Below are 25,423 nucleotides of genomic sequence, written 5' to 3' on the forward strand. Positions count from 1 at the left end.
GTTGGATCGCTCGCCACTGGTTGACACGAAGAACCGCGACCTACGGGATCAGGCTTACCTGGAAAGGGTCGCGCCAATCTGACGCGTTCTTAGTGCCTACCGACGAACGATCATTGAGGTAGTAGCGTGACCGCCGGCTTTCGCCAGAATCAGGTACACGCCACTTGCAAGACCCTCGAGATCAACGCTGACCTCGTGATTCCCGGGGAGATAGAACTCCTCTTCTGTAACCGTGACCAGGCGGCGACCCAACGTGTCGTAGAGTTCCAGCGTGACCCGGCCCGCGTGGGAGACCGCGAACGGTACGGTCACGCTCTCCAGGGCGGGATTGGGGAAGGGCGACCTCAGGCTGATCCCAAGGGAGGACGGAAGCTCAGGCGGGCGGGCCGTCGCAGTCCACGAGTCGAACGTCGCTTCCTCCATGTTCCCTGCCAGATCGGACGCTACAGAGACAAACTGATACGTTGCCAGCGTGTCGCCATGGAATACACCGTTGGTTTCAGAAGTCCGCAGCCATCGCTCGAAGTCGTTGCCGTCCCGGGATACGTAGATGCTATACGAGGCGATACCGGCGCCGACGTCAGACCCAGACCATGAGACGACGTAGTTTGATGAATCTGCTTCCTGCACAGACTCGATCATGGAGACCGGGGGATCCGCGTCGAGCACGTTGGACCACTGATTGGTACGGATAGACGGGTTCGAGTCGAACACGATGTCCGCACTTGCCGAGAGTACAGAACCCGTGGTCAACTCTCCGCGAGGCCTGACAGAGAATGAGACTGCGCCTTCGCCCCCAGGTGGAAGGTGATTGGGTGGCAGGAATCCGTTGAGGGGGTTCGTCGTCATGGACCCGGTCGATGGGTCCAGTGCCGTCATGACCCAGCGAACCTCTCCCGAGGTCTCGTCAAGACTGGATGTGAGGTACACGAGGGCATCGACGGCAGGACGCAGGTCCAGGAGCGAAGAGGTGCTGGAACGATTCCAGGCGTCCCCAGCGATCGTCGAGTCAGCAAGCGAGACGGTGCCAAAACCAAATGTCTCGAGATCGAAGAGTTCAGGATCCAGGATGGTGGAGATCTCAACCCGGCGAGCGGGAGCGGTCGCGGAAACGAGGTTCTCGAAGAGGATGGTATACGACAGCACCGACTCGGCCGAGACCATTCTGCGTTCGCCGTGGCCGAGTGGGCCTCGGAGTTCGTTGGGGTCCTCAGACCTCCGGTGTGGCAAAGGCACTGAGTGCGGTCCCGGCCAATCGAGTGGCCGCTGCAGTTCCTCCTTCCATTCGTCTTCCAGGCATTTGTCGATGGCCTCGATGCCACGGCCAATCGATCCTGATAGACTGAGCGCCAATCCGATCGCCGTCGAACCGCTCAGGGCATGCCCGCTGCAGACGAGGGCCTGCTTGAAGGTCTCGAACAGCAGCTTGATGTAGTCAATCGGGGCATCCGAGTCACCAGCCACATTGATCCCCAAGCCTGCCAAAGTCGACAGGTGGCCAATCATCTCGTTGATGCACTTCATCTTTATTCGCCCCCCATAGGCCGAAGCAACCTCCTCAAGCGCGGCGAGTAGTCCGGCCTTGAGGCAGGCGTCCCCTATGCGCCCCCCCTTTCCGGCCGAACTGGACAACGGATCCACGCCAACCAGCGGTGGAGAGGTGGCCAGGGTCAACCTAACATCCGCGTCCGACGTCCCCGGCCGCACGTACTCCATATCCAGAAGGCACGGGATCCCAGGTGGGACCCGGGGGATCAGCAAGGAAGTTGCGAGAGCCGCATCTGTGCTGTCCAGAACCAGGTCAGATTCCGGCAGACTCGGAAACCAGTCGCCCACGCCTCCTCGTAGTCTGGGCGGGGCATCTTCGGGAAAACCGCCCACTCTGAGCGGAACGAGGATTGCGTCGACATTCCCGGAGTTGGTCAACTGGATGGTCGCGTTGTTCAGTCCCTCGGTCGTAGCTGGAGGCCCGACGTACGAGGCTAGCACAACTGGAGCCTCGAGAGGAACAACGTGCAGCCCGTCCACAAGACTAGCTCGTTCCGAACCCGCTCCGCTAGCCACGACGGTCCACGAGTCCAGAAACCTCCCTCCCGTGTCGAGCTGGATGGACAGCAGGTTCCCCGTCGGAGACACGCGGAGCCGTAGCGGCTCCCAGATCTGTGCCCCCCTCTCAAGACTGACGGTCGTCGACTCGGTGAATCCGCTCCCCAGGATGGACACCGTGACCACCCCACCCTCCCCGACGGATGTCGGATAGACCGCATCGACTGCCATATGGCCGGACCGGGGCAGGCTCTCGACGACAGACGCCCCGCCGCTCGTATTCGTGAAGTTGGACCCGCCTACGACAATTCGACTCGAATCCAGGGCGATGTCCCAGGTGGAATCATCGGGGATCGCGGCCACCGCAACCATCCCTTCCTGCACCCAATGGCCACCATGTCGGGATAGCAGCCGCAGTTCGTTGTTGCCAAAGATCTGGCCAACCGGGACAACGGGAACGGCTATGAAGTCGTCGTTCATTTGAGTCGTTGCTGCCGCAAAGATGCTGCCTTCCAGGACAACCTTGGACTCGACCTCCCACTCTGCCTCGGACCTTACGTAGACGGTGACTTCGACCCCGCCGCCAGACTGATTGAGCACTGTCGCAAGCCGGGCACCCGAAGGCGCGATATCGGCGACGGGAGCACCGAAGAAGGCCCGCTCAAAGCTCCACGCATCGCCTCTAAGCACGTAGGTGCTGAAGGTGTGATAGGAGTTGACCGCCAGCGTTCCACCGGACAGGGAAATAGTCGCGGCGAAGCCGTCCGAGGCTACAGGGGTCGGCGCGACAAGGGTCTGATCCAAAACGACCGTTGATTCGGTCGCTTTGTAGAGGTAGACGATTCCCTTGCCGTCCGGCTGTGCCCCGGCGACTGCGACCCACTCCCCCCAGACATCCAGAGCGTACCCGAAGAAACCATTAGGAAGGGGATCCCTCAGAGTCGCCAGAAGCGTCCACTCGCCTCCTGTTCGTCGATATACCGAAACAGCATCCCGACAGTCCTGGGCGCACTGTCGCCCTTCGTCCAACACGGCCAGGCTGTCTCCTATCGCGACGCCGCGGCCGCCCTGTGGAAGTTCTACCCCGGCCTCCCATCCGGAGGCTCCCCTATTGAAAAACTGTGCGGTACCGCGCGAGGCGTATCCGAGAATCACGCCAGCAGCGCTCACATCGACCGCTTCAACGCCCTCCGACGTCAGGCTGGTCTCGAATAGCCCAAGATTGGCAGCGTGAACGGCTTGGCCACTGACCGTCTGTAGAGACCCGGCCACCACAAGCAGCGACGCGAACAGTCGGCTGAATCCCCACACTGCAATGCTCTTGGGCCAGGCGCGCGTTGCCGGGCGGGAGGCGCAGCGCCGTGTCATCGGCTCCGGTGCATCAGACGACTCGCACTCCACGCTCCAGCTCGAACTGTCCAGATATAGACCCCCGGAGGGTATCCACTTGCATCGATGCTCCACTCATGAGGGCCCGGAGCGAGCACCCCGTCAAACACCGTGGCCAGGCGACGCCCCAGAATGTCGGTTAACTCGATGCGCGCGGATTCTGCCGAGGGCATGTCGAGCCACAGGGTCGTGTTGGTGCGGACTGGATTCGGATACACGCCCCATGGGATGCCTTCACTTGCCGCCTCGTGGGCTTGGTGGACATTGGTGCCCCCGCCGGAATGGGCCCACCTGACATCACCGGTCACCCTGCCCTCGGTGACGCCCGTTGAGTCGGGTTCCTCCAGGGAAACTCCGTAGCCATCGGACGTGAGGAATGAAATGTCTTCCATTACAGTCGTGCCCGACAAGGACCGAAAGACGCGCGTGCTCCTCACCCGAACAGCCGGTCGAGAGATTCCGTCCGGCAGAATGAGTTGTCCCGTCGCGTCAACGACGCTCTCCGCGTGCACGCTGTCGGCGAGCGTAATCGTGGTCGTCCCGAGGGTAGTTGTCGTAGTAGCCAAGGCACTTGAGGACACGGCCCTTCCCAATTCCAGCGGAAACTCCAGGACGACCAGAGCAGGGCTGTAGACCAGCTTCCCTTCTAACCCCGGGACATTGCTCGCTGACCCCAATTGCGACAGCCTGGTGTCGCGAAGAGCCTGATAGACCCAGGCCTCCCCCTGAAAATCAGTATCCGCTACCTCGCCATATGTAACGTGCGTCGCGCCAGAAAACTCCGCAGCAAACGGGGTCGCCGCTGGAGCCAGGATTGAAGTCTGAGTCGACAGGGCCGGGAGGTAGCTGAAGACCCATTGATTGCCGCTCCCAGGTGTGCCGATGTCCAACTCGATTCTTGCGCTTTCGCTGGCCATCACCACCGTACCCGGCTGGACGGTGGCTGCAAAGTCGGCAAACGTGATCGTCTGGGCGGTCGATCCGGTGGCCCACAAGAGTGAGGCCAACAGGCATGCTCGGTAGATGGATGTGGAGTGCGCCATCACTTTCACGAATTGTGTGCAAGCCTGTACACGCAATTCGCGGCCGGGCGGGATCACCGAGCGTCCAGCCTGAAACGACCACCGCCTACCTCATGGGACTCCTTTCGACAGAATTCCCCGCGGAGCCCGCCCTACGGCACCTGCAACCGCATCGCCCGCGGCAACCCTCGATTCACACGAGGCAGCCACCGGGTTCGCATCATCCCCGCCTGCTCGGCCAGCCGGCCGAGCATCTCGCTGTAGTACGCAAACATGCTCTCCTGGTCCGCCGTCATCGGCCCGGTCCAGCCGCCGACCTGCCCATACAGCGAGCGCACTCGGGACATGAGCTCCTGATACTTGCGGCTCAGCTCTGCAATCTCAGAGCGCTCGCTCGAAGCGCGGACCGCATCGCCCAGAGAGCTTAGGTACGCCTCGGTGTGCACCACGAACTCGGCGTCTCGAGCAACCGTATTCCAAAGGTCACCGATTGCGAACTGCGTCTCCGTCCAGTCGGAGCGCACGGCCGGATCCACCTCCAGGCGCGGATCTTCCATCACCGTCAACGGCTGTTCAAATACCTCGCCGGCCAGCGTCAGTCGAACGCGATACTGCCCCGGCAACGCCATGGGACCAGAGGGCGCAAAACCCGTGCGCCCCGCGCGCCCGCCGGTCGTGTCCGCCGGCGCCGGCGCCAGATCCTCGTGCCGGAAGTTCCAGGTTGTGCGATGCATTCCCGCTGAGGTGTCCACGCGCAGCGATCGCACGTGACTGCCATCCAGACCGAGGATGTCCAGAGCCACATCGGAGGCAGACACGCCGCGAGCCAGCTGGTACGTGATCAGCGCCCCGCGCGCCGGATTTTGACCGTAGAAAATCATGTCCCCGGCATGCCCCCGCTCACTGCGATAGCGAATCATGCGGGCCGTCGGCGGCTCGAACAGCGGCGAAGCATCGCCTCGCGCCGCCGCCTGAATCGGCCCGAGATCGTCCAGTATCCAGATGCCCCGGCCGTGGGTGCCCAGCACCAGGTCGTTGTCCCGCGGATGCACGACAAGATCGTTCACGGCGGCCGTCGGCAGATTGGCCGTCCATTCGGTCCAGGTCTCTCCCCGATCCACGGAGACAAACAGACCGATCTCCGCTCCGAGGTAGAGTGCATTCGGCTCTCTGGGGTCCTCCCGCAGGGTGCGCAGCACGCGGCCGTGCGGCAGCCCCGTGGTGATCGAGCGCCACGTCTCACCAGCGTCGTCCGTCACGTAGAGGTAGTTGCCGTAATCGTCATTCCGATAGTTGTTGACCACCACGTACGCGGTGCCCGCGGCGTGTCGCGAGGCCTCGATCCCGGCGACCCACAGATCGTCTGGAGCTCCAGGCAAGCGCTCCGTGACGTCCGTCCAGGTAGCCCCGGCATCGTGCGAAACATGCAGCAGCCCATCGTCCGTGCCTGCCAGCAGGAAATCAGCGTCCAGTGGGCTCTCGGCAATCGAGGCGATGGTCGGCCAGTACGGAATGCCGTCATCCAGTGACAGCGTGGAATCGTGCGGCACCTGCCCCATGATGGTCATGTAGCGCCGGTCCGTCCCCGTGGTCAGATCACCGAGCGCCTCCCAGGTATCACCGCCGTCACGCGAACGCCAGAAGATGTTCGTGGCGGCATAGATCGTCTCCGGGTGGTGCGCACTCAGCACAAACGGTCCGTCCCAGTTGGCGGGAGCCATGGCGTTGCCCAGCTCGGGCTCCGGCACGCCCGGCCCCCAGGACGTCCAATTACGCCGAGGACCAATCCTTCCCTGCGGATCCCCGGGACGAATGGACCGCCGCTCACCCGTGCCGAGGTCGAGCATGGACAGCCCCAGGTACTGCGATTCCGTGTAGAGCCGGTCGGGATCGGATCGGGACACGTGATTGACAAACCCATCGCCCCCACCCGTCTTGATCCAGTCCTCGTTGAGGATGCCTCGGTTACGGTAGGTCTCGCTGGGCCCAGCCCAACTTCCATTGTCCTGCAGACCCCCGTACACCCAATAGGGATCACGCATGTCGACATCCACCCGGTAGAACTGGGCGATGGGCAGCGAGGTCACATAGAGCCACGTCAGCGCTCGGTCGTAGGAAATGCCGATGCCCCCATCGTCCCCCTTGATCACGTGCCGGGAGTCGGCGGGGTTGACCCATACGATGCGGTCGTCGCCGTGGAGGGACTGGCGCGCGCGTGTGAACGTCCGGCCGCCGTCATCCGACCAGCTGAAGCTGTTCTGCATGTAGATGCGCTGGTCGTCGCTCGGGTCCATGTACGGCTGGCTCGCGTACATCGGGCGAGGATTCCAGTCGCTCATGAATGTCCAGGTCTCCCCTCGGTCTTCGCTGCGATACACGCCGGCCCGGCGCTCGCCGTAGGCCGTGGAGGCGTTGTACTGCCAGCCCTGCTCGACGCTGATGGTGATCACGGACGGATCCGCTTCCCAGAGTGCAATGCCGATGCGTCCAAAGTCGCCCTCCGGCAGACCGTTGCGCATCTCCCGCCACGTGCGGCCGCCGTCTGTGGACTTGTGCAGGCCGCTGCCCGGACCACCCCCGTGAAAGCCGTAGGCCCGGCGCTGACGCTGGTAGGTTGCCGCATAAAGAATGTCGGGGTTGGTGTGATCCACCGCGACATCCACCACGCCCGTCTCGTCATCGACAAACAGCAGTCGTTCCCACGTCGCGCCGCCGTCGCTCGTTTTGTAGAGGCCTCGCTCAGGGTTCGGTCCCCACAGGTGTCCCATGCCGGCCACCCACGCCACGTCAGGATCGCTCGGATGAAGGGCGATGCGGCCTACATGTCGGGTCTCGTCGAGCCCGAGATGGGTGAACGTCTTGCCGCCGTCGGTCGATCGATAGACGCCGTTCCCCCAGGACGAACTCTGCCGATTTGCACGTTCTCCGGTGCCCACCCACAGGATGCTGTCCGCGATGGCGTGCAGCGCAATGTCACCGATGGAGTGCACCGCCTCGTTCTGGAACTGCGCCTCGAACGTGACGCCGTTGTTGGTGGTCTTCCAGACTCCGCCGGTCGCGGACGCCACGTAGAACGTGTAGGGATCGTCGACCTGAACGGCGAGGTCGACCACGCGACCACTCATGGTGGCAGGGCCGATTTCGCGGAATTCCAGACCGTCAAGGAAGCTGTCCGGCAGGGGCTGCGCGTTGGCCGTGAGGGAGAACGCGAACAGGGCTAGGCAGAGGAGGCGAGGCATGGGTCGTGGCGCTTGGTCGGTGCAACAATACCCCGGGCGCGAGTAGGCTTCCAGCGTTGTCACGCCCGCGAAAGTCTACTCCCGCAGGTACTCCGCGGCCGCCAACCTCACCGCGTTCAGCACGGCCCTTGTATCCGGTCCAGTCTCATCCCCACCGGCAGTGTTGAATGTCGCCAGCACCCCACGCCCTTCCTCCGGATCGAACAGCATGAAGGAAAAGAACCCCCGCTGACTCCCGGTATGTCCGACCAGCCCTCGATCCGGATAGAGCCAGAACGTGAGCCCCATGCCTTCATGGCCGAGTTCCATCTCCCCCACGGGCACCACCTCCTGCCACATTTCAGCAAGGCTCTCCCGGCTCAGGACCGGGGCATCCACGGCGCCGGTGAGGAAGCCGATCCACTTCGCCAGATCGTCCACCGTGGCATTCAGCCCGCCGTTGGACACCGTGATGCCCGTGTTGAAATCGCCGTTTGCGACGGGGCTCCCTTCGACGAGCCGATAGTTCTCCGACCTGTGCTCAGCCAGATGCCACGGCGCCACGTCGAAGTAGGCCGAGCGCATGCCGAGCGGCCGGAAGATGTTTTTCTCGATGTAGGCTTCGAACACATCGCCCGTCACCGCTTCAATCATGCTTCCCAGGAAGACGATGCCGGGATTCGAGTACTGGAATCGTGAGCCGGGCTCGAAAGCGATGTCCGTGTAGGGCATCATGGCCACCAACTGACTCCACGCCGTGGGCTCCCAGGGCTGCCAGTCCTCACCGCCGTCCCAGGGCCATGTCGAACCCCGGAATCCGGCTGCGTGCGCCATGAGGTGCCCGACCGTGATGTCCTGCATCGAGCCGAACGGGTTGTGCGCCTGCCGCAGCTCCGGCACGTATTCGACAATCGGGTCCTCAAGCGAGATGAGTCCGCGGTCCCTGAGCTGCATGACCGCGACGCCTGTGAAAGTCTTTGTGATGGACGCCCAGTGAAACAGGGTCTGGATGTCGACTGGTCGCTTGTCTACGACCGCCCACCCAAGGTCCTGCCGCTGCGTTACGGCACCGCCCTCAACCAGGGCGAGCGTGCTTCCGACGATGCCGGAGGAGGCAATCAGCCGTTGATGCTCCCGCTCAACAGACGCCCAGTCCTGGGCGTGGGCCGAGGAGGCAGCGGACAGGATCAGGACCGAGAGCAGGAAGCGTGCGGGTCGCATGGGCGTTTGTGTGTGGCGAGGGCTGATGGCAATACCGGGCATCGTGCAGAGAAGGTCAACCCAGACTGGTCTCAACGCCCGATGACGACACGCCTGGCCCACCGAAGGTCGCCGAACTCCAAAGCGACCAGGTATACCCCAACAGGCAACCCCGCCGTCTCGACCAGAAGCTCCTGGCTCCCGACAGACACATGATGGGAGCGGTTGCCACCCAGTGGCCGACCCAACACATCGAACACGGCGATCTCGACCAGGCCGGGGCGTGCCACTTGCACGGGAATCGAAGCCGAGCCGTTGGCTGGATTCGGAAACACGGCCCCGACCTGAAATCTCTCCAGCCGGTGAGAAGACTCGACGCCCACCGGCCCCGTCGGCGGCCCAAAAACAATACTGTTCGGAGTATCCAGCCCGGCACCGGCAATGAACTTGCCCTGACGCTCTCCCGTGGCAAAGTCATAGCGATATACCGCGTTCGCCGTCCAGTCGCAGACGTATAACAACTCGTCCTCCGGCCCGAACGTCCACCCCTCGGCGTGTTGCAAGCCCTCAGCCACTACCCGCGTGAAACCACGGGTCTCCAGGTTGTACTCCACCACGCGCCCGGATCCGCGGGTGCTCGTGCCCCATTCCACGATGTACGCCTGGTTCGAATCGCCCAACCAGACATTGACGGGCCCGGAAAGCCCGGAAATGAGCACCTCGAAGCTGCCGTCCTCGTCGTAGCGCCGCAATTCCCCGGCGGCGAAGGTGACCACATGGAGTCGCACCTGACTGTCCCAGGCCTGGCCCATGGGTGCGACGTCTGAGCCGTTCGCCGTGACCTCGTCCACGAACACACCGGTCGCACCGTCGAATCGGGCGACCTCTGGCTGACCGGCTCCCCATTGGCTCACGTACAGGTATCCGTCGGGACCGAAGGCCGCCTTTGTGGGCCTCGAAAGCTGGTATCCCGATGTGAAGTCGCCCAGGTAGGTGCCTGACTGCCCATCGTACTTCTTGACCGCCGAGTTTCCGTGTCCCGTCACCAGCAGATTCCCGTCGGGGGCCCACAGCACCTCCTGAGGATGCAGCAGACCACCGGCTCCCGACTCCACGAATTCGTCCACGTAGGCCCCGGTGTCCGCTCGATAGCGCTTGACGGACGATGTGTTGCGCGAACTGATGTAGATGTATGCGCTCGACTGTGCGACCGCGACATCCGGAACCAGCAGCGCCAGAAGGACCAGCGCTGTGGCAAGCCTCACTGCTGCCTCACCGCCGGGAAGATCTCCCAGCTCGTCTCATCGATTGTGCCGTCCTCGGCCGCCGCGTTGGCAGACCAGGTGGGGTCAACCACGTACCGGGTCAACTCGAACTCACTCCCGGCCAGGGTCCATGTGCCGGCCTCCCACGCATCGCCCAGGCCCCGCCACTTGATGAACGAGTTGATCTGCCCGGACTCCGGATCGAAGCTGCTGTTCACCAACATGTTGCTCTCCCGAAATCCGGTCACCTCCGGCGGAGAAGTCAACTGCGTCTCATCCTCATCGGCATAAGCATACGTGACCTCAGGCGTGCGAAACGTAAGCGCCTCCAACTGACCGTCCCCGACCTGTCGAAGCCACACCTCGGAGGAATTGTAGGCACCGAGCGCGCAGGACATCCTGAACAACCTGGCCGTTCGACCATCGGCGAGCACGACATCGACGCTCTCGTCCGGAATCATGGGCTCTTCGCCGGGTTCGCGGTCGATGCAATCGTCGGCAAACGAACTCGTCAACAGGGCAGCCGCGTCCTCCATGGTCGCGGTCGGATTTACCCGGACCACCGATTCAACGGGCGTCTCAGGACCGGCTTCGTCCACCGTCTGATCACCGCCCTGCCGCTCTCCGCATCCCAAGAGTGCGAGGGCTATCAAACAAGCGACAATCCGGGTCATGGCGGCAGCAACTGGCGACAAGGAATCCGAATATAGGTCCACGCTCTCTGCGCGCACGTTGCGGCGTATGTTGTCGGCATGCAGACCGCCGCGCTCCTTGTCACTGCCCTCGTAGCCCTCCTGCACCTCTATTTCCTGGTGTTGGAGATGTACCTCTGGGACAAGCCGTATGGCATGCGGGTCTTCGGCAACACGCCCGAGAAAGCCGCGGCGACCAAGGTGCTAGCCATCAATCAGGGCCTCTACAACGGCTTCCTGGCCGCAGGCCTCATCTGGGGAATCTGGCTGGGCGATGCGGGGGTTGCCATCCGGCTCTTCTTTCTCGGCTGCGTGATCCTGGCGGGAATCCTCGGCGCGATTACCGCGTCGCGCAAGATTCTCTGGGTTCAGGCGGCGCCGGCAGCGCTTGCGCTGGCGCTGACGCTCGCGTCCTAGGCCGATCCGGCACGCCCCTCACTGCACCATCAACACCTGGCCACCCCTGCTCCCTGGCGCTACAACCACATAGAGCCCGGCCGGCAGCGCAGAGATGTCCAGCGTGGTAGGGGCACCGGTACTCGCGACCCGCAGGACCCGCCTCCCCAGCACATCAAACAGCTCCAGCTCTCCCGGCTGGTGCCCGCTGACCATCACCTGTCCGTCAGCCGGGTTTGGATACATGTACAACTGTGGCCTTGAAGGGTGAGCCTCGGCCGAGCTGGAGGACGAGATCACCATACGAAGTCGCTGCCAGATTTCGTCGTGGAAATCAAGCGGTGCCAGACCACCACCGGGATCGCGCCCCATGCGGACCATGATCAGATCCAGCGACGGCGCAACGGAAATGAACTGACCTTGAGAACCCGCCGCGATCAGGGCGTCGGCAGGGGCGTGGGTCGAAATAGCGCCCTGCATCGTTTCCGGACTGTCGGCCGGGATATAGGATGCTTGCCCATTCAGCCACCAGAGCAGCCCGTAGGACGGGTTCAGCTCCTGTGACGGCACCAGCATGGCCCGGGTGAACGCGGTGTCGGGCAACACCTGGGTGCCTTGCCAGTCACCTCCCGACCGAACAAGCAGACCGAAGCGAGCGGCGCTGCGCGCAGTCGAATAGAAGAAGTTGTTGAAGCCGCTTGCCTGCCAGTGGCCTGTGAATCCGGTCGTGGAGGTAAGCCGGTTCCGCGTGAAGTCGGTCAGATCTTCGCCCGATGCCTGTTCAACCACGTCCCTCAGCAAGCTGTACGGGGCGTTGTGATACACCCACCGCTGGCCGGGCTCCACGCGTTTCTGCAGGCACAACCGAAGCGTGCAGCCAAAAGAAACGTCTTCATCCAGTCCGGTTGTCATGGTCAGCTGGTGCCAAACCGTGATGCGCCGCTCGTCCTGTTCCGGCATCGAGGTCCACCGACCCAGATAGTCCGTCGTCGCACTGTCCAGGCTCACGAGCCCCTCGTGTTGCGCCATGCCCACCAGGGCGGCCATCAGACTCTTCCCGGCCGAATACCAGACCCGCTCGTCGTCTCTGGCAGCTCCCGCGAAATACTCCTCCACCACGATGCGTCCCCGGTGGAGCACGACGAAGGCCCGCGTATTGCGATCGTCCAGGAACGCCAGCAGCTCTGCCAGCGCCTCGGAGTCCCAGGACAACGAGGCCGGACTGACGCTCTCCCACTCTTCGCCCTCGGTGGGCGGGAAGTATTGCGCACGCACGCCGGCCGCCCCGAGAACCAGGAGCAGCATCAGGAGAATAGAGCCCTGCAGGACCCGCTCCGAACACCTGCACACGAACTCGGTCATGCAGCAACCTACGTGCAGGCCCGACCTTCGGCAACGCAGTCCGGGCTCCCGTGTCCTATCTGCATGATTGCCCTGCTAGTTGCTCTGTTCATCGCGCAGCCAGACACCGTCGTGCTGGCCGGCGTCCCCTTCACGCTCCAGAGGCTCGATGCCGGTCCCGGGGAGGTAAACATGGCCGCCGGTGATTTCACGGGCGATGGGCGCATGGACACGATTGCCGTTTCGGCAGGGTCCCATCGTCTGACACTGTTCGCGGGAGACGGCCGTGGTCGCTTGACGCGCCGCACCTCCGTGCAGGCCGGACGTAATCCCACCAGCGTGCAGGCCGTCGACCTCAACGGAGACGGGCACCTGGACGCCGTGATTGCAAACCACGAAACGAGCCATGTCACGCTGCTGCATGGCGACGGTGCGGGCGGCTTCGTCGAGGCCCCTAACTCCCCTGTTCGAGTGGATGTGGAGCCGCACCCCCACGTGGCCAGAGCTCACGACATAGACGACGATGGCGTGCTGGACCTCCTGGTCGATGATCGCAACCGCGGCGGCATCCGGGTGCTGCCGGGATTGACTGGCCGCTCGTACCTGATCGACACAGGAGGCGACCCCTACCTCGGGTTCGATCTGGCGGACCTCGACGGAAACGGGTTTCCTGACCTCGTGACTCCGAATCCCCGAACGGCTGCAGTCGCCATGAACCGGGGCGGATCCTTCTCGCCACCTCAGGCCATCGGAACACTGGCTCCGTTCGGCGTGGCCCTTGCAGACCTCGACCATGACGGGGCGCCTGACTTGGTTGCGGTGTCCGGCGAAGGCTCAAACGACATCGAAGTCTGGGCCGGACCGAACTTTTCGTCCCGCATCGCCCGGATTCCCATGAGCCGCGGCGCCAAGCTGGTGGCCACCGGGGACCTCAATGGAGACGATGTGGACGACGCAGTGGTATGCGGCTGGAGCGCCGGTCTCCTGGTTGTCGCCGGCGGGACCCTCACTACGGACTCCCTCTCCTTCGAAGGCAACGCGTGGGGTCTTCTACTGGCCGACTTCAACGCGGACGGCAGGGATGATCTGGTCGTGGCAGACGGCTCAAGCTCCAGAGCGGTGCTGTACCTGAGCGTCACTTCTGAAACACCCGCCCCGAATTCGGGGGACCGACGGTGAGGCGGAATCCAAACTGAGGCAATCCCGTGCCGTGTTCGTTTCGGCTTACCAGGAGGCCCATTGATCCACGTCTCGCCCACCAGACGCGTGCGTTGAGCGAGCGCGCCCAGCCCCGTTCAAACAACGGGGCCGTGACCCAATCGGTGCCGAACCAGGCCACGTAGGCGAGGTCTGCACGCAGTTCTCCGCTCACACCGCCTGAGCGAAACAGCCGGCAGCAACTCACGAATCCGCCAGCCAGCACGTTACCCGGCACGACCCCGCCCGTCACCTCGGCCTCTGCGTAGGCGGCGGAGCGCATCGCCCGCAGCTTCTGCACCGGTGTCCTGGCTGCGAGCGTCAGCAAGGGGACGAGCCCTCCCTGGGCGTACTGCAAATCCAGCTCCCTGGCACCGGTCCATCGGTGGTACCGGTTCTGCACCGCCTCGCCGCCGAATTGTCCCCGCAAGGCCACGCCGCCACCCGCAGACAGCTCAAACCCAGCCGGCCGGATCACGTAGGCGCCGGACAGCTTGAGTACATCCGCGCGATAGCCGGCTCGACGATTGGTCAGCACGTTCAGTGATCCGTCGACTACCCACGACCCACCCTGCCACCGCAGCCACAAACCGGTCGTCACGTAGTCGTCGGGGCCGGTGCGAAAAGGTCCCAGTCGATCCCCAAACGGGGCACTGTCGTTCTGGTACTGATAGAAGAAATACGGGCGATGAGCTCTCTGAGCATCCAGCGTATCTGCCGGCACGTCGTGCGCATGCGCCGCGTGACCCCAAATCAGGATCAACATGGCAGGGGCCAGCCTCACTCCACCGGTACCACGGCGAACGGCATGGCCACCCCGGCAAACGCGCTGAACACGCCCAGTCCGCCTTCAATGTTGGATGGCGGCTCGTTCAGGTCTCGCGAGTCCTGCTCGCGGCCTGCATAAAGATCCGCGTACTCCTTGTTCACGCGGTAGACTACGGCCTGGTGGGCACCGAACACCTCAAGGGTGCGCAGATTGACGTCGAAGGCGCTGTCATCGGTCGGTTCGGTAACGAGTCGGAACGGCTCGAAGCGCACGCGGATGAACTCCGGCAGGATGTAGCGCGGGTTCTCACCGACCAGGCTGTTGACCACCACGAAGTGCAGGTCTCGACGGCTGTTCTCCCAGCCGACGCGGATACTGGCCCGCTGGAGGCTTTCCCGTACGCGCGACTCTCCACCCGGAGTCTGAAGGCCGCCCGGCCCGATGACAATGCGCACAATCTCGACCCGATCCGACGATAGCGCCACGCCTTCCGGACGTTCTGGCACGGTCGTCTCAGCCTGAATCGATGTATTGCCGCGTTCCACGGTCAAACGAAACGTATCCCCTTCTTCCACCGCGAGGTCATCGCCGTCGTAGTGGTAGAAGCCGTCCGTTCCCGAGGCCTTGAGGCGGAACGGCACGCCCTCCTTGAAGAGCGTCACTACCGCATCGTTCACCGGGGTCTCGAGCGAGTCCGACTCGGACGTTTCGGAGAGTGGGATGGCCTCCGTGATGCGGATGTTGTTCACCGGCTCCTCGGTGAACAGGAACGCCTCTACCACCAGGTCATCGCCTGCCGGCTGCGTGGCGGTCGAGTCGCAAGCCGCCAGCAGGAGCGCGGCGCCCATCAGACAGAACCACCTCATAGCTCCACCCTCACGGACAGGTTGGGAGTGAGGCCGAGAAACGACACATCCGTCGTCACGAACGGCGATTGCGACAGATCGAACTGGCGATACCACACGTTCTGGCGATTGTACAGGTTGAAGATGGAAACGCCGAAATCCACGGTGGAGCTTCCCACGGGAAAACGATAGTGCGCCGAGGCGTCCAGTCGGTGATATGCCGGCAGCCGCACGCCATTCTTCTGTCCGACGTGGATGTACGTCTGCTCGCTGCCGTCAAGCAGCGTGATGGCGTACTCGGACTCGGGCGTGGTGTACGGTTTGCCTGTCGCGAGCGTGAAGGTGGCTGCCACGTTCCACCGCTCGTTGATGCGTGAACTCTGCACCACCTTGAGCTCGTGGCGCTGATCATGCAGGGCCGGGAACGGCTTGCCATCGTTCAAACCGGGGAATGTGTGCTCGACCTCGGCCAGGGTATATGACAGCCATCCCGTGGTCGGGCCGAACTTGCGCTGCAGCAGGAATTCCAGTCCACGCGCGGTCCCCGTGCCCTGGAAAAACAGATCGCTGGCCTCAAAATCGGCCTCGCCACGGCGAAAGCGCAGCGTGAACTCGGACAGTCCCGTCAGATCCTTGTGGTACGCCTCCACGTCCAACAGCCAGTTGGGCGTCTCGTAGGCGACACCCGCCAGATAGTGGGTAGAGCGCTGCACTCCGACGTCCTGCCCATCGGCCAGGAGCCAGAAATCCCGAGCCCCTTCGGTCACATTCTCGTTGACCACGCGCGCCACGAACTGGTTGTAGCGCCCGATGCCTGCCTTCAGCCGAATGCGTTCCGACAGCGCGATGCGGGCCGAGGCGCGCGGCTCGACCACCGTCTCGTCTGTCAGGTCGTGGTTGACCACGCGCACTCCGGCGATCAGGCGCACGCGGTCTGACGGGGACCAGGTGTCCTGTACGTACATCGCGAGCAGTCGAGACTGCTGATCCGCGTCCAGAATGCTGAGGGTGTCGTTGCGGGTCAGGCGATACCCGACGTCGGTGCCGGTCAGCTGTGCACCAAACCCCAGCCTGTGAGCCCCGGACACGGCCAGCTCATTGTCGATGCGCAGGGTGGCATCCGAAAGCGAGTTGTCCTCGAGGCTGCTTAGCTCCCGGCTGAAAGCCACTGTGTCGGCGTCCAGCGGAAATCGCTCCAGCAGCGAATTGCGGAGACTCTCCGAGAAATACTCCGTGTAGGACAGCATCGCGTTTGAGTACAGCTTGGAGTTCCATTGCCGGGACCATTTGCCGCTGATGCCCTGATTGCCCCAACTGGTAACGTCGAAAATATCGTTGTCCAGGCGGGCCCCGATCGTGCCGTTGCCAATCTCGTTGGAGGTGAACCGGGACTCATCCAGGTTGTCCTGCCCACCATAGAGACTCATCGCGATCACGTCGCGATCTGTCGGTCGCACGGTGACCTTTGCGTTCAGGTCGTAGAAGTAGAAATCAGGCTGCACCACGGCCTGACCCGGTCCCGTGAATGCGGCGTTGAAGGCTCCCCCAGGGCGACGCCCCCCTCCCGGAGCGGCGGGCTCAGGCGTGGTTTCCTCGCCGGTCAGGGTCTCGAAAATGGAGGTATAGATGCCGGTCTGAAGCACGTCCGTGTAGGACCGGCGCGCACTCACAAGCACGGTAGCGCGGCTGCCCAGCGGCGCTTCAATCACGGACGATGCGCTCAGCAGGTTGACTCCGACGGCGGCGCGCAGGTCGTTCGCGCCGCTCTTCCCTGTGAGATCCACCACGCTCGAGGTACGCCCGCCGTAGGAGGCCGGAAAACCACCCTTGTACACCTGAACGTCCTTGATGGCATCGGCATTGAAGGCGCTGAAGAAGCCAAAGAAGTGGTCGACGTGATACACGGTCATGCCGTCCAGCAGCACCAGATTCTGGTCCGGGGTACCGCCTCTCACATACAGCCCGGAGGAGCCCTCGTTCGTACCGCTGATACCGGGAAGCAGCTGCAACGACCTGAAAATGTCTACCTCCCCCACGCTCGGCAGTGCGGCGAGCTCTCTCGGCGAAACGGTAATCTGGCTGATGGCCCCTGAGGTGCGCATCATTTCGTATTGTTCCGCGGTGACTAGGACCTCATCCAGCTCGCCCGTCCGGGGCTGCAGGTTGATCTCGATGGGCCGCATGCCGTCGACGGCCTCGACGACCAGATCCAGCGTCTGATAGCCGATATGGGAGACGCTAAGCGTGTGGCGACCTTCGGGCACACCGAGCAGGGCAAAACGGCCGTCCAGATTGGTAGCGGCCCCCAGGCTCAGGCTGTCGATGCGCACACTGGCATAGGGCAGGGTCTCGCCCGAGTCGGCGTCGAGCACCGTACCGGAAAGGGTGGTGGTCTGGGCCCGGAGCTGCACTGCGAAGACCAGGCTCAGCGCCCATATTGCGGTCAGCGGGACCGCCGCGATTCGTTGCATCGAGGGTGAGGCCATTGGGGTTGCTATTGAGAATACACAGCCGGGCACCATCTCCCCCAACCGTCGCTGATCCCGGACTGGGAAGTCCTGCGTCTCTGTGTGCGAACCTGGAGCACACTCATGACACAAAACGCCGACGACTACTTTGTCCGGGCCGACATGGGCCCTCGGAGACGACCCGTGTCCACGGAGTGCCCGCACTGAAGGAAGGGAGATTTCACGTGACTCAACACTACTCGGCGGAAGACTGGGCTCGGGTCGAAGACGCTGTCGGGCTGGCATTGCGCCAATCAGAAGCCGAGCGCTCCAGGATGCTGCACGCCCTGAGGACGAGCGACCCGAACCTTGCGCGACGTGTCGAGCAGGTGATTGGACTCCAAGACAAGGCAGAGGCGTACTTTCACGGCCTCGCAAGGCGAATGCTGGGCGGCAGTCCGCTAAACGGGCTGACAGGCCGACGACTGGGGCGATACGAGCTTGGTGCCGTAGTTGGCCGTGGGGGAACCGGCTCGGTACTCCGAGCCAGAGATACCTCCTCCGGCTTGCATGTCGCCGTCAAGGTTCTGCACGGCCGCCTGCGTCTGGACCCGGAGGCGAGAAGGCGATTTCTGGTGGAAGCCCGTGCTGTGGCCCGAATGGAGCATCCCTACATCGCACGGATTCTGGATGTGGGAGAAAGTGAGGATGGCACGACCTACCTGGTCATGCCCCTGTATCACAGCGCATTGAGCACCGGTCGACGCTGGCCGGAGCAGGAGGCCGTTTCCTTTGCGGCGGCCGTTGCGAACGCGCTGGCGTATGCGCACCGCAAGGGAGTTCTTCATCGGGACATCAAACCGTCCAATATCCTCATGACAAAGGAGGGAGACCCGGTGATTGTGGATTTTGGTATCGCCAAGATCCTCGCGGACCCTACACTCACCCCGATGGGGGCCAAGCTCGGCACCATCGCCTACATGAGCCCTGAGCAAGCTCGTGGCGAGCGGACGGCGGCAACCACCGACATTTGGTCCCTGGGAGTCGTTCTCTACCAACTTCTTTCTGGAAGACGTCCGTTCGAGGGAGCAAACCCTCTCGAGGTGATCGGAAAGGTCCGGGACGAACCGCCGCCTCCCTTGCCATCGGACATCTCCAGTGCCTGTGCCAGGATCGTGTTCCGGTGCCTGCAAAAACGGCCGCGAGACCGGTGGGCGTCTGCAGCTTTACTCGAGCGGCAACTCCGGAGATTGGCGCCCGGGCCTCCTCAAGGGTTCTGGAGGCGCATTCTGGCCGGCGGGCGTTACTCCCCGTGGCGGAGGGGTCGCGATGCCTGACGTGGACTCCATTCTACGGGGCGTGGAAGATGGCCACGCAGAGTCTGTGCAGCAGCTTTTTGACCTGCTGTATGGCGAGCTCAGAGAGCGCGCCCACGGGCAGCGTCGTCGGTGGGACGGCAATCTCACGTTGAATACAACGGCCATTCTGCACGAGGCCTACATCAAGCTCGCAGGCAGTGCCCTGGAGCGTGTGCAGGACCAGGCACACTTTCTGGCACTGGCCTCCCGAGCCATGAGGCAGGTACTTATGGACTATGCAAGGCGGGCCCAGGCCCAGCGTCGGGGTGCCGGTGCTCGCCATGTCGCACTTGACGAAGCCCTGCCCGCGGGGTCAAGCATGCCGCACACCGTCGTCACGGAATTACTCGATCTGGAAAGGGCCCTGGAACGTCTCGGGACTCAGCATCCGGATGCGGTAGCGGTGGTCGAGTGCCGCTTCTTCGGCGGCATGACCGTAGCGGAAACCGCCGCCGCACTCAACATCTCGACGCCCACGGTCAAACGAAGATGGGCCGTCGCACGCAGTTGGCTGTACGCTGTGGTGGTCTCCGATCACGGCGAGATTGTGCAGGGCGCTTGATCTTCTGGCCGGTCGCCTACTTATTGGTGGACTAGCGATCCTAGGCATGGTCGGCTCCCATCTGGCACACTACCGCGTCGAGTCTCTGCTTGGTCAGGGCGGGATGGGAATAGTGTATCGCGCGTACGATACCCGTCTTCGGCGCGTGGTGGCCCTGAAGGTCATGCTTCCCGGCATCTTCGGAAAAGGTCAGGATCGATCCCGCTTTTTCCGAGAGGCCCGCGCGGCGGCCGGGCTTCGGCATCCTGCCATCGCGACAGTTTACGAGATCGGTGAGGCGGTCCCGTCGCACGACTCGACGACCCCGGCTCTTCCCTTTATCGCAATGGAGTTTGCGGAGGGTCGCACGCTCAAGGAGCGGCTGCGTGATGGACCCCTGCCTGAACGGTTGGCTCTGAAGATCCTCCAGGATGTCGCTGCGGGCCTCGGCGTCGCTCACGCACACGGCATCGTGCACCGAGACATAAAGCCCTCCAACCTCATTGTCGGGGGCCCCGTGACCAAGATCCTGGATTTCGGGCTGGCCAAATCCGCGGAATACACAGATCTGACACTGGCTGGATCGACGCTGGGCACGGTCGCCTACATGAGCCCAGAGCAAGCCCAGGGCGTGCCGGTAGACGGGCGCACCGATCTCTGGTCACTCGGTGTCGTCCTGCACGAGATGCTGACGGGCAAACGACCATTTGATGCGGATTTCCCGCAGGCGGTGATCTACCGCATCCTCCACGACCCGGTGCCACCCCTGCCCGGTGGCGTATCGGCATCGACGCGCACCATACACCGTGAGTTGCTCACGAAGGAGGCAGAGGACCGGCTCCAGCGGGGTGAGGATGTGCTGTCGCGACTGGGAAGTGAGGATCTGTCTCGCATCCGCTCGCGAAGGTGGCGCATCGCCAGCTTCCGGAAGGCACGGTCTCTTCTTCCGGCCGTGACCGTGCTGGCCGGCCTTACGCTTCTGATGGCGATTGCCTTGTCCGGCGAAAGCGATCCGGTGCCGGAATCGGCTCGGCAACTCACGTATGACGGGCGCTCTCGGAACGGGGCTATCTCACCGGACGGCACCCAGTTTGCGGCCTACCGCGCCGACAGCGATTCGACCGGTATCCTCACGCTCACAGATATCGGCTCCAGCGAGTCCAGAACCCTCGTTTCGGGCATCACAAAGCCGATGCTGGTCGATGCGCCCATTCGGTGGTCTCCGGACGGCACGCAGCTGGCATTTTACGCAGAGATCCACGGCCTCCGAGCGAATTGGGTCGTATCTCGAGCCGGGGGACCGCCTCGTCAGATGCCCGTACGGGGCCATCTCGCCGCCTGGTCTCCGGACGGAGGGCGGATAGCCATTGCAGCCCGAGGTTCCCGGGAGGTCCAGCTCGTGGACCTGAGCAACCTTGACACCACCCCCATAGCTCTTGCCGCCGGCCATGCCTTCCTGAACGGACTGAACTGGTCTCCTGACGGAAGCCGACTGGCGCTGGTCACGGATCGAAGTCAGGTGTGGTCCTTGAGCCTAAGCGACACGTCACTGGCCCTCGTACATCAGGACAGCACGCGATACCTTGAAAACCCCACCTGGGCCCGGGATAGCCGTTCGCTGTATCTCTTCCGATGGGGAGCTGAGGAGCGCGCCATCATCAATACCCCGGTTCGCACTGGCAGGCAAGTCCGCGCACGGCTGGTCCGCACCGGTGTGCGCCTCTGTTGCCCGTTTTCACTTTCCGACAGCAATCAGCTGGTGTACTCAAGCGATAACTCGGAATGGAACGTGCACACCAAGGAACTGGGTAGCGCCGATCGGCGGCAGTTGACGACCGGCAATGCTCACCACACGGGAAGCCGTATTTCGCCGGACGGGCAATGGGTAGCCTACTCCAAGAGAGTGCCCAGTGGTCGTGACGTGTTTACGAGGCCGGTGAGCGGAGGGGCGGAAACCCGCCGAACCTTTGAGGCAGGCCGGGCGCAACTCGTCGCCTGGAGTCCCGACGGCTCCGAGATCGCATTTACGCTCAGCGACAATCCGGCCGCGCCCCTGCGCGTGGTCCGCCTTTCTGACGGCGCCGTGAGATCCGAACCGGTTTCCGACGCTTCTTTTCAGGGTCTGGAGTGGCTGGCTGACGGCACGCTCCTCGTCCCCCGCGCCGATAACCGAACCTGGTTTGCGCTGCGAGAAGGCAGACAGAAGCTCGTCATATCGGATGACTCAACCGGCTGGGCGCTCTTCGCCCGCGGATCACAGGACGCGGGGCGGGTCGCCTTCTGGCGTAATTCCCGCGATTCAGCAGCTCGCGGACTACTGGTGGTCGACCTGGTCCAGTCCTCGGAGAAAATCATCCACGTGGTTCCTGCCAGTGAGCGTTGGCAGCCCGTGGCCTGGAGGGGAGACTGGATCTATGCGCTGCGGGTCGCCGGCCATCGGGAGACACTGATGCGCATTCGCCCCGACGGATCCCAATTCGAGGCGCTGGAGGAAATCCCCATTGTCACGGAACACGACTTCATCTCCATAGACCTCAGCCCGAATGCCACGACCATGGTGTTCAGCTTCCTGGAGTTGCAAAGCGACGTCTACCTGGTCGGCAACTTCGATCCGGTCTCAGGCGTGGGACGACGCTGAAGAGTGCCGCCGCGGCTTTACACTTAGGCTCGCCCCGCACGCCGACATGCGCACACTAGCCCTCTTCCTTACCTCGATCATTCTCGCGTCCTGCGACGACGGCTACGTCACCGGCGACGCCCAGGGACCACCGGGTGCCCCCGCCACCACGGAACTGCTCAGCGCGCAGATGGAAGTGGTGGCCGATGGGCTCATCATCCCCTGGGGCATCGAAATCATCGGGGAAAACGAGTATCTGCTTTCCGAGCGCATGGGGGACGTCTACCACTACCGGGACGGACAGATGCGTTCGCTCGAAGGCATTCCCGAGTCGTTCACCGTCGAGGTCGCCGGACTGGTTTACGGGGGCATCATGGACGTAAGCCTGCACCCGGGATTCGCCGAGAACCGCCTGGTCTACTTTGCCTACGTGAATCCCCAGGGCCTGATGTCCGTGGCCCGGTTCCGGCTGGGAGATCAGCATGCCGAAGATCTCGAAGTCATCTTCGAATCCGACTCCTTCTCCATCGGCTCCCGCATCGCGTGGCTGGACGAGGATCATTTCCTGGTGACACAGGGAGTTGGCGGAAATCCCTATCCGGAGCCAGGTCCACAGGATCTGTCGAGCGATGCCGGCAAGATCCACAGGCTGCACGCCGATGGCTCGGTCCCTGCCGACAACCCGGTTTTTGTCGGCAGCACACGGCCGACCAGCATCTGGAGCTACGGGCATCGCGACCCGCAGGGCCTCTGGGTAGACCCGGAGGACGGAACGGTCTACTCCCACGAGCACGGCCCCCTGGGGGGCGACGAACTGAACATTATCCGCAAGGCCGGCAACTACGGCTGGCCCATCCACTCGTACGGAGTGAACTACAATCGCACCGAGGTCACCCGCATCTCTCAGGAGGAAGCCGAGCGCACGACGGTGCTGCCCATCCAGTTTTGGGGAGAAGGCCTGAACGTGGCCCCGTCCGGCCTTGAGCGCCTCGAGGGCAGCCTCTTCCCCGAGTGGGACGGCTACTTTCTGATCGGGTCCTTGCCCCAGGAGCGCCTGATCGGCTACAACGCGGAGCTGGATGACACCGTAATTCTTCTTGACGACCTGGGCCGCGTGCGCGATGTGGCGCAGCTCCCGAGTGGCGCCGTGCTGCTGCTGATTGACACAGGAAGCCCGCGCCGGACCGATTCGGGCCGGGTGGTCAAGCTCACGCCGCGGTAGACTACCGCACTGTCTGGAGCACGATGTGGCTTGAACCGGCGACCTGGAGCCTGATCGCATAGATCCCCGGCGCGGCCGGCGGTCTCCAGTCCACCCGGTGCTGCCCCGCCGGCAGCACGCCGCGAACCGGCACCGCCACCAATCGGCCGATCATGTCAAATACCTCGACGACGGCGGCTTCGGTTCCAGGCAGCGCAAAGACAATCGTCGATGCCCCCGAAGCCGGATTTGGGAACACCGTCAGGCCGCGTCTCTCGGGAATCTCGTCACGATGGGCCACGTCGGTGCTGCCGGCCTCAAAGAAATAGATGAGTACATCGTCCAGAAGCGCGCGCCAGGAGCCCCAGGAATGTCCTTCGTTGAGCACGACGGTCTCGAACGGATATCCCTTGTCCCGCAGGATGGTCTCCATCTGCTCTCCGGCCGTGCCGACATCGAAGATGGTGCCCCACGTCATGTGGATGCGCAGATCCCGGGTGGGCTGGTCGCGGTAAAGGCTGTAGATGGTACTGCCCGCATGAAATGCCGGTGACTGAATGCCGATTAGGCCGAACACATCCGGATGGGTCGCGCCGACATAGGCCGAATTGAGTCCGCCCAGGGAGGTGCCCAGAATGCCACGACTTCCGGCCCCGGTCAGGGTGTTGTAGCTGCCGTCGATTTCCGGAACCAACTCCTCCGCCAGAAAGGCCGCAAAGTCCGGGTTCTCCACGTACTGCTCGCCACGCCGATTCTGCCCGCCCACACGTGGATCGACGAATACGGCAATTACCGGCTGGATGAGGCCTTCATGGATCAGGTTGTCCAGCACGATGCGCATGCTGCCGACCGCGTTGTCCGCGTATTCATGGCCGTCGGTCACGTAGATCGTCGGTAGCGCCGTGCCGGACGCGTCGTAGCCGGCCGGCGTGTACACCCGATAGGTGACGCTGTATCCCAGATGCGTGCTGGAGAGCGATCGCCCGCTCGTGTAGCTGCCGCCGTTCACCCAGGCCCAGCTTGTTACCCACGGCGAGGGCTCGTAGTCCGGCATGCGCAGCTCGGAGTTGTCGCCAAATCCGCCTCTCTGGCGATGTGGATTGCGCGGATCGAGAATCCACTGGCTCGACCCGATCACGAACTTGTAATCCAGCCTCGCGTCGGCTGGGAACGTCTCCTCACGAATCCAGACGTCGCTCGAGCCCAGCCGTGTCGCCGGTCCTGCGGCGGGATTCCACCGGTTGAAGTCCCCCGCGACGCGTACCTGGTTCCCCGACCCTCGGTAGAGGAAAGCGGCTTGAGAGCCCAACTTGAACGGAAGCTGATCCTGAGCAGCCAAGGAGTCCAGGAACACGCCGAGTCGCTCGGAGCGCTCCCCGGAATCCTGAATAGCTACAACCGCGTCCAGCGAGTCCCGGAAGGCCTGGTAGGTCGAAAACTGGGCGTGGGCGGAAGCGGCCGCCAGCGCGGTGGCCGCGCAGAGCATGAGGAGTCTGAGCATGCGCCTCAGATTCGGCTCGCCATTTGGGGTTCCTGTTGTGTGTCGACCCCGGGGCCCAGCCGCCCGGCAGGTCGGGCGACGGCCGCGGCTTTCAGCCGTCGTCCAGGCGTGGCCTGGTGGGCGGGGGCGAGGCCGCGGGAGGGCCGGCCGGCAGGGCTGCGGGAGGGCTGGCCGAGCGCGTGCTCAGGTTGAATAACACCCCCGAATGGAACCTCTGAGGCCAAACAACGCGCAAAAAGGTTGCATATCGCCCCAAATGGAACCTCCGAGGCCCAAAAACGCGAAAAAAGGTTCCATATCGCCCCAAATGGAACCTCTGAGGCCAAGAAACGCGCAAAAAGGTTGCATACCGGCCCAAATGGAACCTCTGAGGCCAGA

At 63.4% G+C, this 25,423-nt stretch carries 17 protein-coding genes; 6 read left to right on the top strand and 11 right to left on the bottom strand.

Going from position 1 to position 25,423, the window contains the following annotated elements; translation table 11 throughout:
• Positions 1-96: 96 nt before the first annotated feature.
• From JJ896_00280 to JJ896_00305, 6 genes are all read right to left on the bottom strand, one after another.
• Entirely contained in the window at positions 97-3,414 is a 3,318-nt protein-coding gene (locus JJ896_00280; GenBank protein MBO6778062.1) for a T9SS type A sorting domain-containing protein, read from the bottom strand.
• A complete protein-coding gene (locus tag JJ896_00285; protein ID MBO6778063.1) occupies positions 3,411-4,478 on the bottom strand; it encodes a T9SS type A sorting domain-containing protein in 1,068 nt (355 codons plus the stop codon). Before JJ896_00285 ends, JJ896_00280 begins: the two co-directional genes overlap by 4 nt.
• A 131-nt stretch (positions 4,479-4,609) precedes the next feature.
• Positions 4,610-7,696, bottom strand: coding sequence for a hypothetical protein (locus JJ896_00290; GenBank protein ID MBO6778064.1), 3,087 nt, complete (start codon positions 7,694-7,696; stop codon positions 4,610-4,612).
• Between the two features lie 75 nt (positions 7,697-7,771).
• The gene (locus tag JJ896_00295) at positions 7,772-8,896 is read right to left on the bottom strand and encodes a beta-lactamase family protein (protein MBO6778065.1); all 1,125 of its coding nucleotides are present in this window, start codon (positions 8,894-8,896) and stop codon (positions 7,772-7,774) included.
• Positions 8,897-8,967: 71 nt separating this feature from the next.
• On the bottom strand, positions 8,968-10,140 hold the full coding sequence (locus JJ896_00300; protein MBO6778066.1) for a T9SS type A sorting domain-containing protein: 1,173 nt from the start codon (positions 10,138-10,140) through the stop codon (positions 8,968-8,970).
• A complete protein-coding gene (locus JJ896_00305; GenBank protein MBO6778067.1) occupies positions 10,137-10,814 on the bottom strand; it encodes a DUF1176 domain-containing protein in 678 nt (225 codons plus the stop codon). The genes JJ896_00300 and JJ896_00305 overlap by 4 nt, the downstream gene beginning before the upstream one ends.
• Positions 10,815-10,892: 78 nt before the next feature.
• Here JJ896_00305 and JJ896_00310 point away from each other — a divergent pair, with 78 nt between their 5' ends.
• Entirely contained in the window at positions 10,893-11,249 is a 357-nt protein-coding gene (locus tag JJ896_00310; GenBank protein ID MBO6778068.1) for a DUF1304 domain-containing protein, read from the top strand.
• Between the two features lie 18 nt (positions 11,250-11,267).
• Here JJ896_00310 and JJ896_00315 read toward each other — a convergent pair whose 3' ends face one another.
• Positions 11,268-12,590 (bottom strand): serine hydrolase, encoded by a 1,323-nt coding sequence (locus JJ896_00315; GenBank protein ID MBO6778069.1) that lies wholly within the window; start codon positions 12,588-12,590, stop codon positions 11,268-11,270.
• A gap of 63 nt (positions 12,591-12,653) precedes the next feature.
• Between JJ896_00315 and JJ896_00320 the strand changes: the two genes are divergently transcribed.
• Entirely contained in the window at positions 12,654-13,748 is a 1,095-nt protein-coding gene (locus tag JJ896_00320) for a VCBS repeat-containing protein (protein MBO6778070.1), read from the top strand.
• On the opposite strand, the gene JJ896_00325 is transcribed toward JJ896_00320, so the two are convergent.
• The 3 genes from JJ896_00325 to JJ896_00335 are packed head-to-tail and all read right to left on the bottom strand — an operon-like array spanning position 13,705 to position 17,851.
• Positions 13,705-14,532: a hypothetical protein gene (locus tag JJ896_00325; protein MBO6778071.1), complete on the bottom strand. Its 828-nt coding sequence runs from the start codon at positions 14,530-14,532 to the stop codon at positions 13,705-13,707. The two genes, JJ896_00320 and JJ896_00325, sit on opposite strands and share 44 nt — an antisense overlap.
• Before the next feature lie 14 nt (positions 14,533-14,546).
• Positions 14,547-15,401 carry a DUF4249 family protein gene (locus JJ896_00330; GenBank protein MBO6778072.1) on the bottom strand — a complete coding sequence of 285 codons (855 nt, stop codon included), beginning with the start codon at positions 15,399-15,401 and terminating at the stop codon, positions 14,547-14,549.
• Positions 15,398-17,851, bottom strand: coding sequence for a TonB-dependent receptor (locus JJ896_00335; GenBank protein ID MBO6778073.1), 2,454 nt, complete (start codon positions 17,849-17,851; stop codon positions 15,398-15,400). The genes JJ896_00330 and JJ896_00335 overlap by 4 nt, the downstream gene beginning before the upstream one ends.
• A 221-nt stretch (positions 17,852-18,072) precedes the next feature.
• Between JJ896_00335 and JJ896_00340 the strand changes: the two genes are divergently transcribed.
• From JJ896_00340 to JJ896_00355, 4 genes are read left to right on the top strand one after another with little or no spacing between them, the layout of a single operon-like run.
• Positions 18,073-19,164 carry a serine/threonine protein kinase gene (locus tag JJ896_00340; GenBank protein MBO6778074.1) on the top strand — a complete coding sequence of 364 codons (1,092 nt, stop codon included), beginning with the start codon at positions 18,073-18,075 and terminating at the stop codon, positions 19,162-19,164.
• Positions 19,157-19,747, top strand: a complete 591-nt coding sequence (locus JJ896_00345; GenBank protein ID MBO6778075.1) for a sigma-70 family RNA polymerase sigma factor — start codon at positions 19,157-19,159, stop codon at positions 19,745-19,747. The genes JJ896_00340 and JJ896_00345 overlap by 8 nt, the downstream gene beginning before the upstream one ends.
• Positions 19,748-19,793: 46 nt before the next feature.
• Positions 19,794-22,364 (top strand): serine/threonine-protein kinase, encoded by a 2,571-nt coding sequence (locus JJ896_00350; GenBank protein MBO6778076.1) that lies wholly within the window; start codon positions 19,794-19,796, stop codon positions 22,362-22,364.
• A 46-nt stretch (positions 22,365-22,410) separates the two neighbouring features.
• Complete coding sequence (locus JJ896_00355) at positions 22,411-23,565, top strand: PQQ-dependent sugar dehydrogenase (protein ID MBO6778077.1); 1,155 nt, start codon at positions 22,411-22,413, stop codon at positions 23,563-23,565.
• Position 23,566: 1 nt separating this feature from the next.
• Here the strand turns inward: JJ896_00355 and JJ896_00360 are convergent, their stop codons facing one another.
• The gene (locus JJ896_00360; protein ID MBO6778078.1) at positions 23,567-25,045 is read right to left on the bottom strand and encodes a T9SS type A sorting domain-containing protein; all 1,479 of its coding nucleotides are present in this window, start codon (positions 25,043-25,045) and stop codon (positions 23,567-23,569) included.
• Between the last annotated feature and the right edge of the window lie 378 nt (positions 25,046-25,423).

The organism is Rhodothermales bacterium, assembly GCA_017643395.1.
GTDB lineage: Bacteria > Bacteroidota > Rhodothermia > Rhodothermales > UBA10348 > JABDJZ01.

Coding starts and splice junctions, on each gene's coding strand:
- JJ896_00285 (MBO6778063.1), bottom strand. CDS start 4,478: ATGGCGCACTCCACATCCATCTACCGAGCATGCCTGTTGGCCTCACTC.
- JJ896_00335 (MBO6778073.1), bottom strand. CDS start 17,851: ATGCAACGAATCGCGGCGGTCCCGCTGACCGCAATATGGGCGCTGAGC.
- JJ896_00310 (MBO6778068.1), top strand. CDS start 10,893: ATGCAGACCGCCGCGCTCCTTGTCACTGCCCTCGTAGCCCTCCTGCAC.
- JJ896_00360 (MBO6778078.1), bottom strand. CDS start 25,045: ATGCTCAGACTCCTCATGCTCTGCGCGGCCACCGCGCTGGCGGCCGCT.
- JJ896_00320 (MBO6778070.1), top strand. CDS start 12,654: ATGATTGCCCTGCTAGTTGCTCTGTTCATCGCGCAGCCAGACACCGTC.
- JJ896_00345 (MBO6778075.1), top strand. CDS start 19,157: ATGCCTGACGTGGACTCCATTCTACGGGGCGTGGAAGATGGCCACGCA.
- JJ896_00290 (MBO6778064.1), bottom strand. CDS start 7,696: ATGCCTCGCCTCCTCTGCCTAGCCCTGTTCGCGTTCTCCCTCACGGCC.
- JJ896_00350 (MBO6778076.1), top strand. CDS start 19,794: ATGGTCGGCTCCCATCTGGCACACTACCGCGTCGAGTCTCTGCTTGGT.
- JJ896_00280 (MBO6778062.1), bottom strand. CDS start 3,414: ATGACACGGCGCTGCGCCTCCCGCCCGGCAACGCGCGCCTGGCCCAAG.
- JJ896_00305 (MBO6778067.1), bottom strand. CDS start 10,814: ATGACCCGGATTGTCGCTTGTTTGATAGCCCTCGCACTCTTGGGATGC.
- JJ896_00330 (MBO6778072.1), bottom strand. CDS start 15,401: ATGAGGTGGTTCTGTCTGATGGGCGCCGCGCTCCTGCTGGCGGCTTGC.
- JJ896_00355 (MBO6778077.1), top strand. CDS start 22,411: ATGCGCACACTAGCCCTCTTCCTTACCTCGATCATTCTCGCGTCCTGC.
- JJ896_00325 (MBO6778071.1), bottom strand. CDS start 14,532: ATGTTGATCCTGATTTGGGGTCACGCGGCGCATGCGCACGACGTGCCG.
- JJ896_00315 (MBO6778069.1), bottom strand. CDS start 12,590: ATGACCGAGTTCGTGTGCAGGTGTTCGGAGCGGGTCCTGCAGGGCTCT.
- JJ896_00295 (MBO6778065.1), bottom strand. CDS start 8,896: ATGCGACCCGCACGCTTCCTGCTCTCGGTCCTGATCCTGTCCGCTGCC.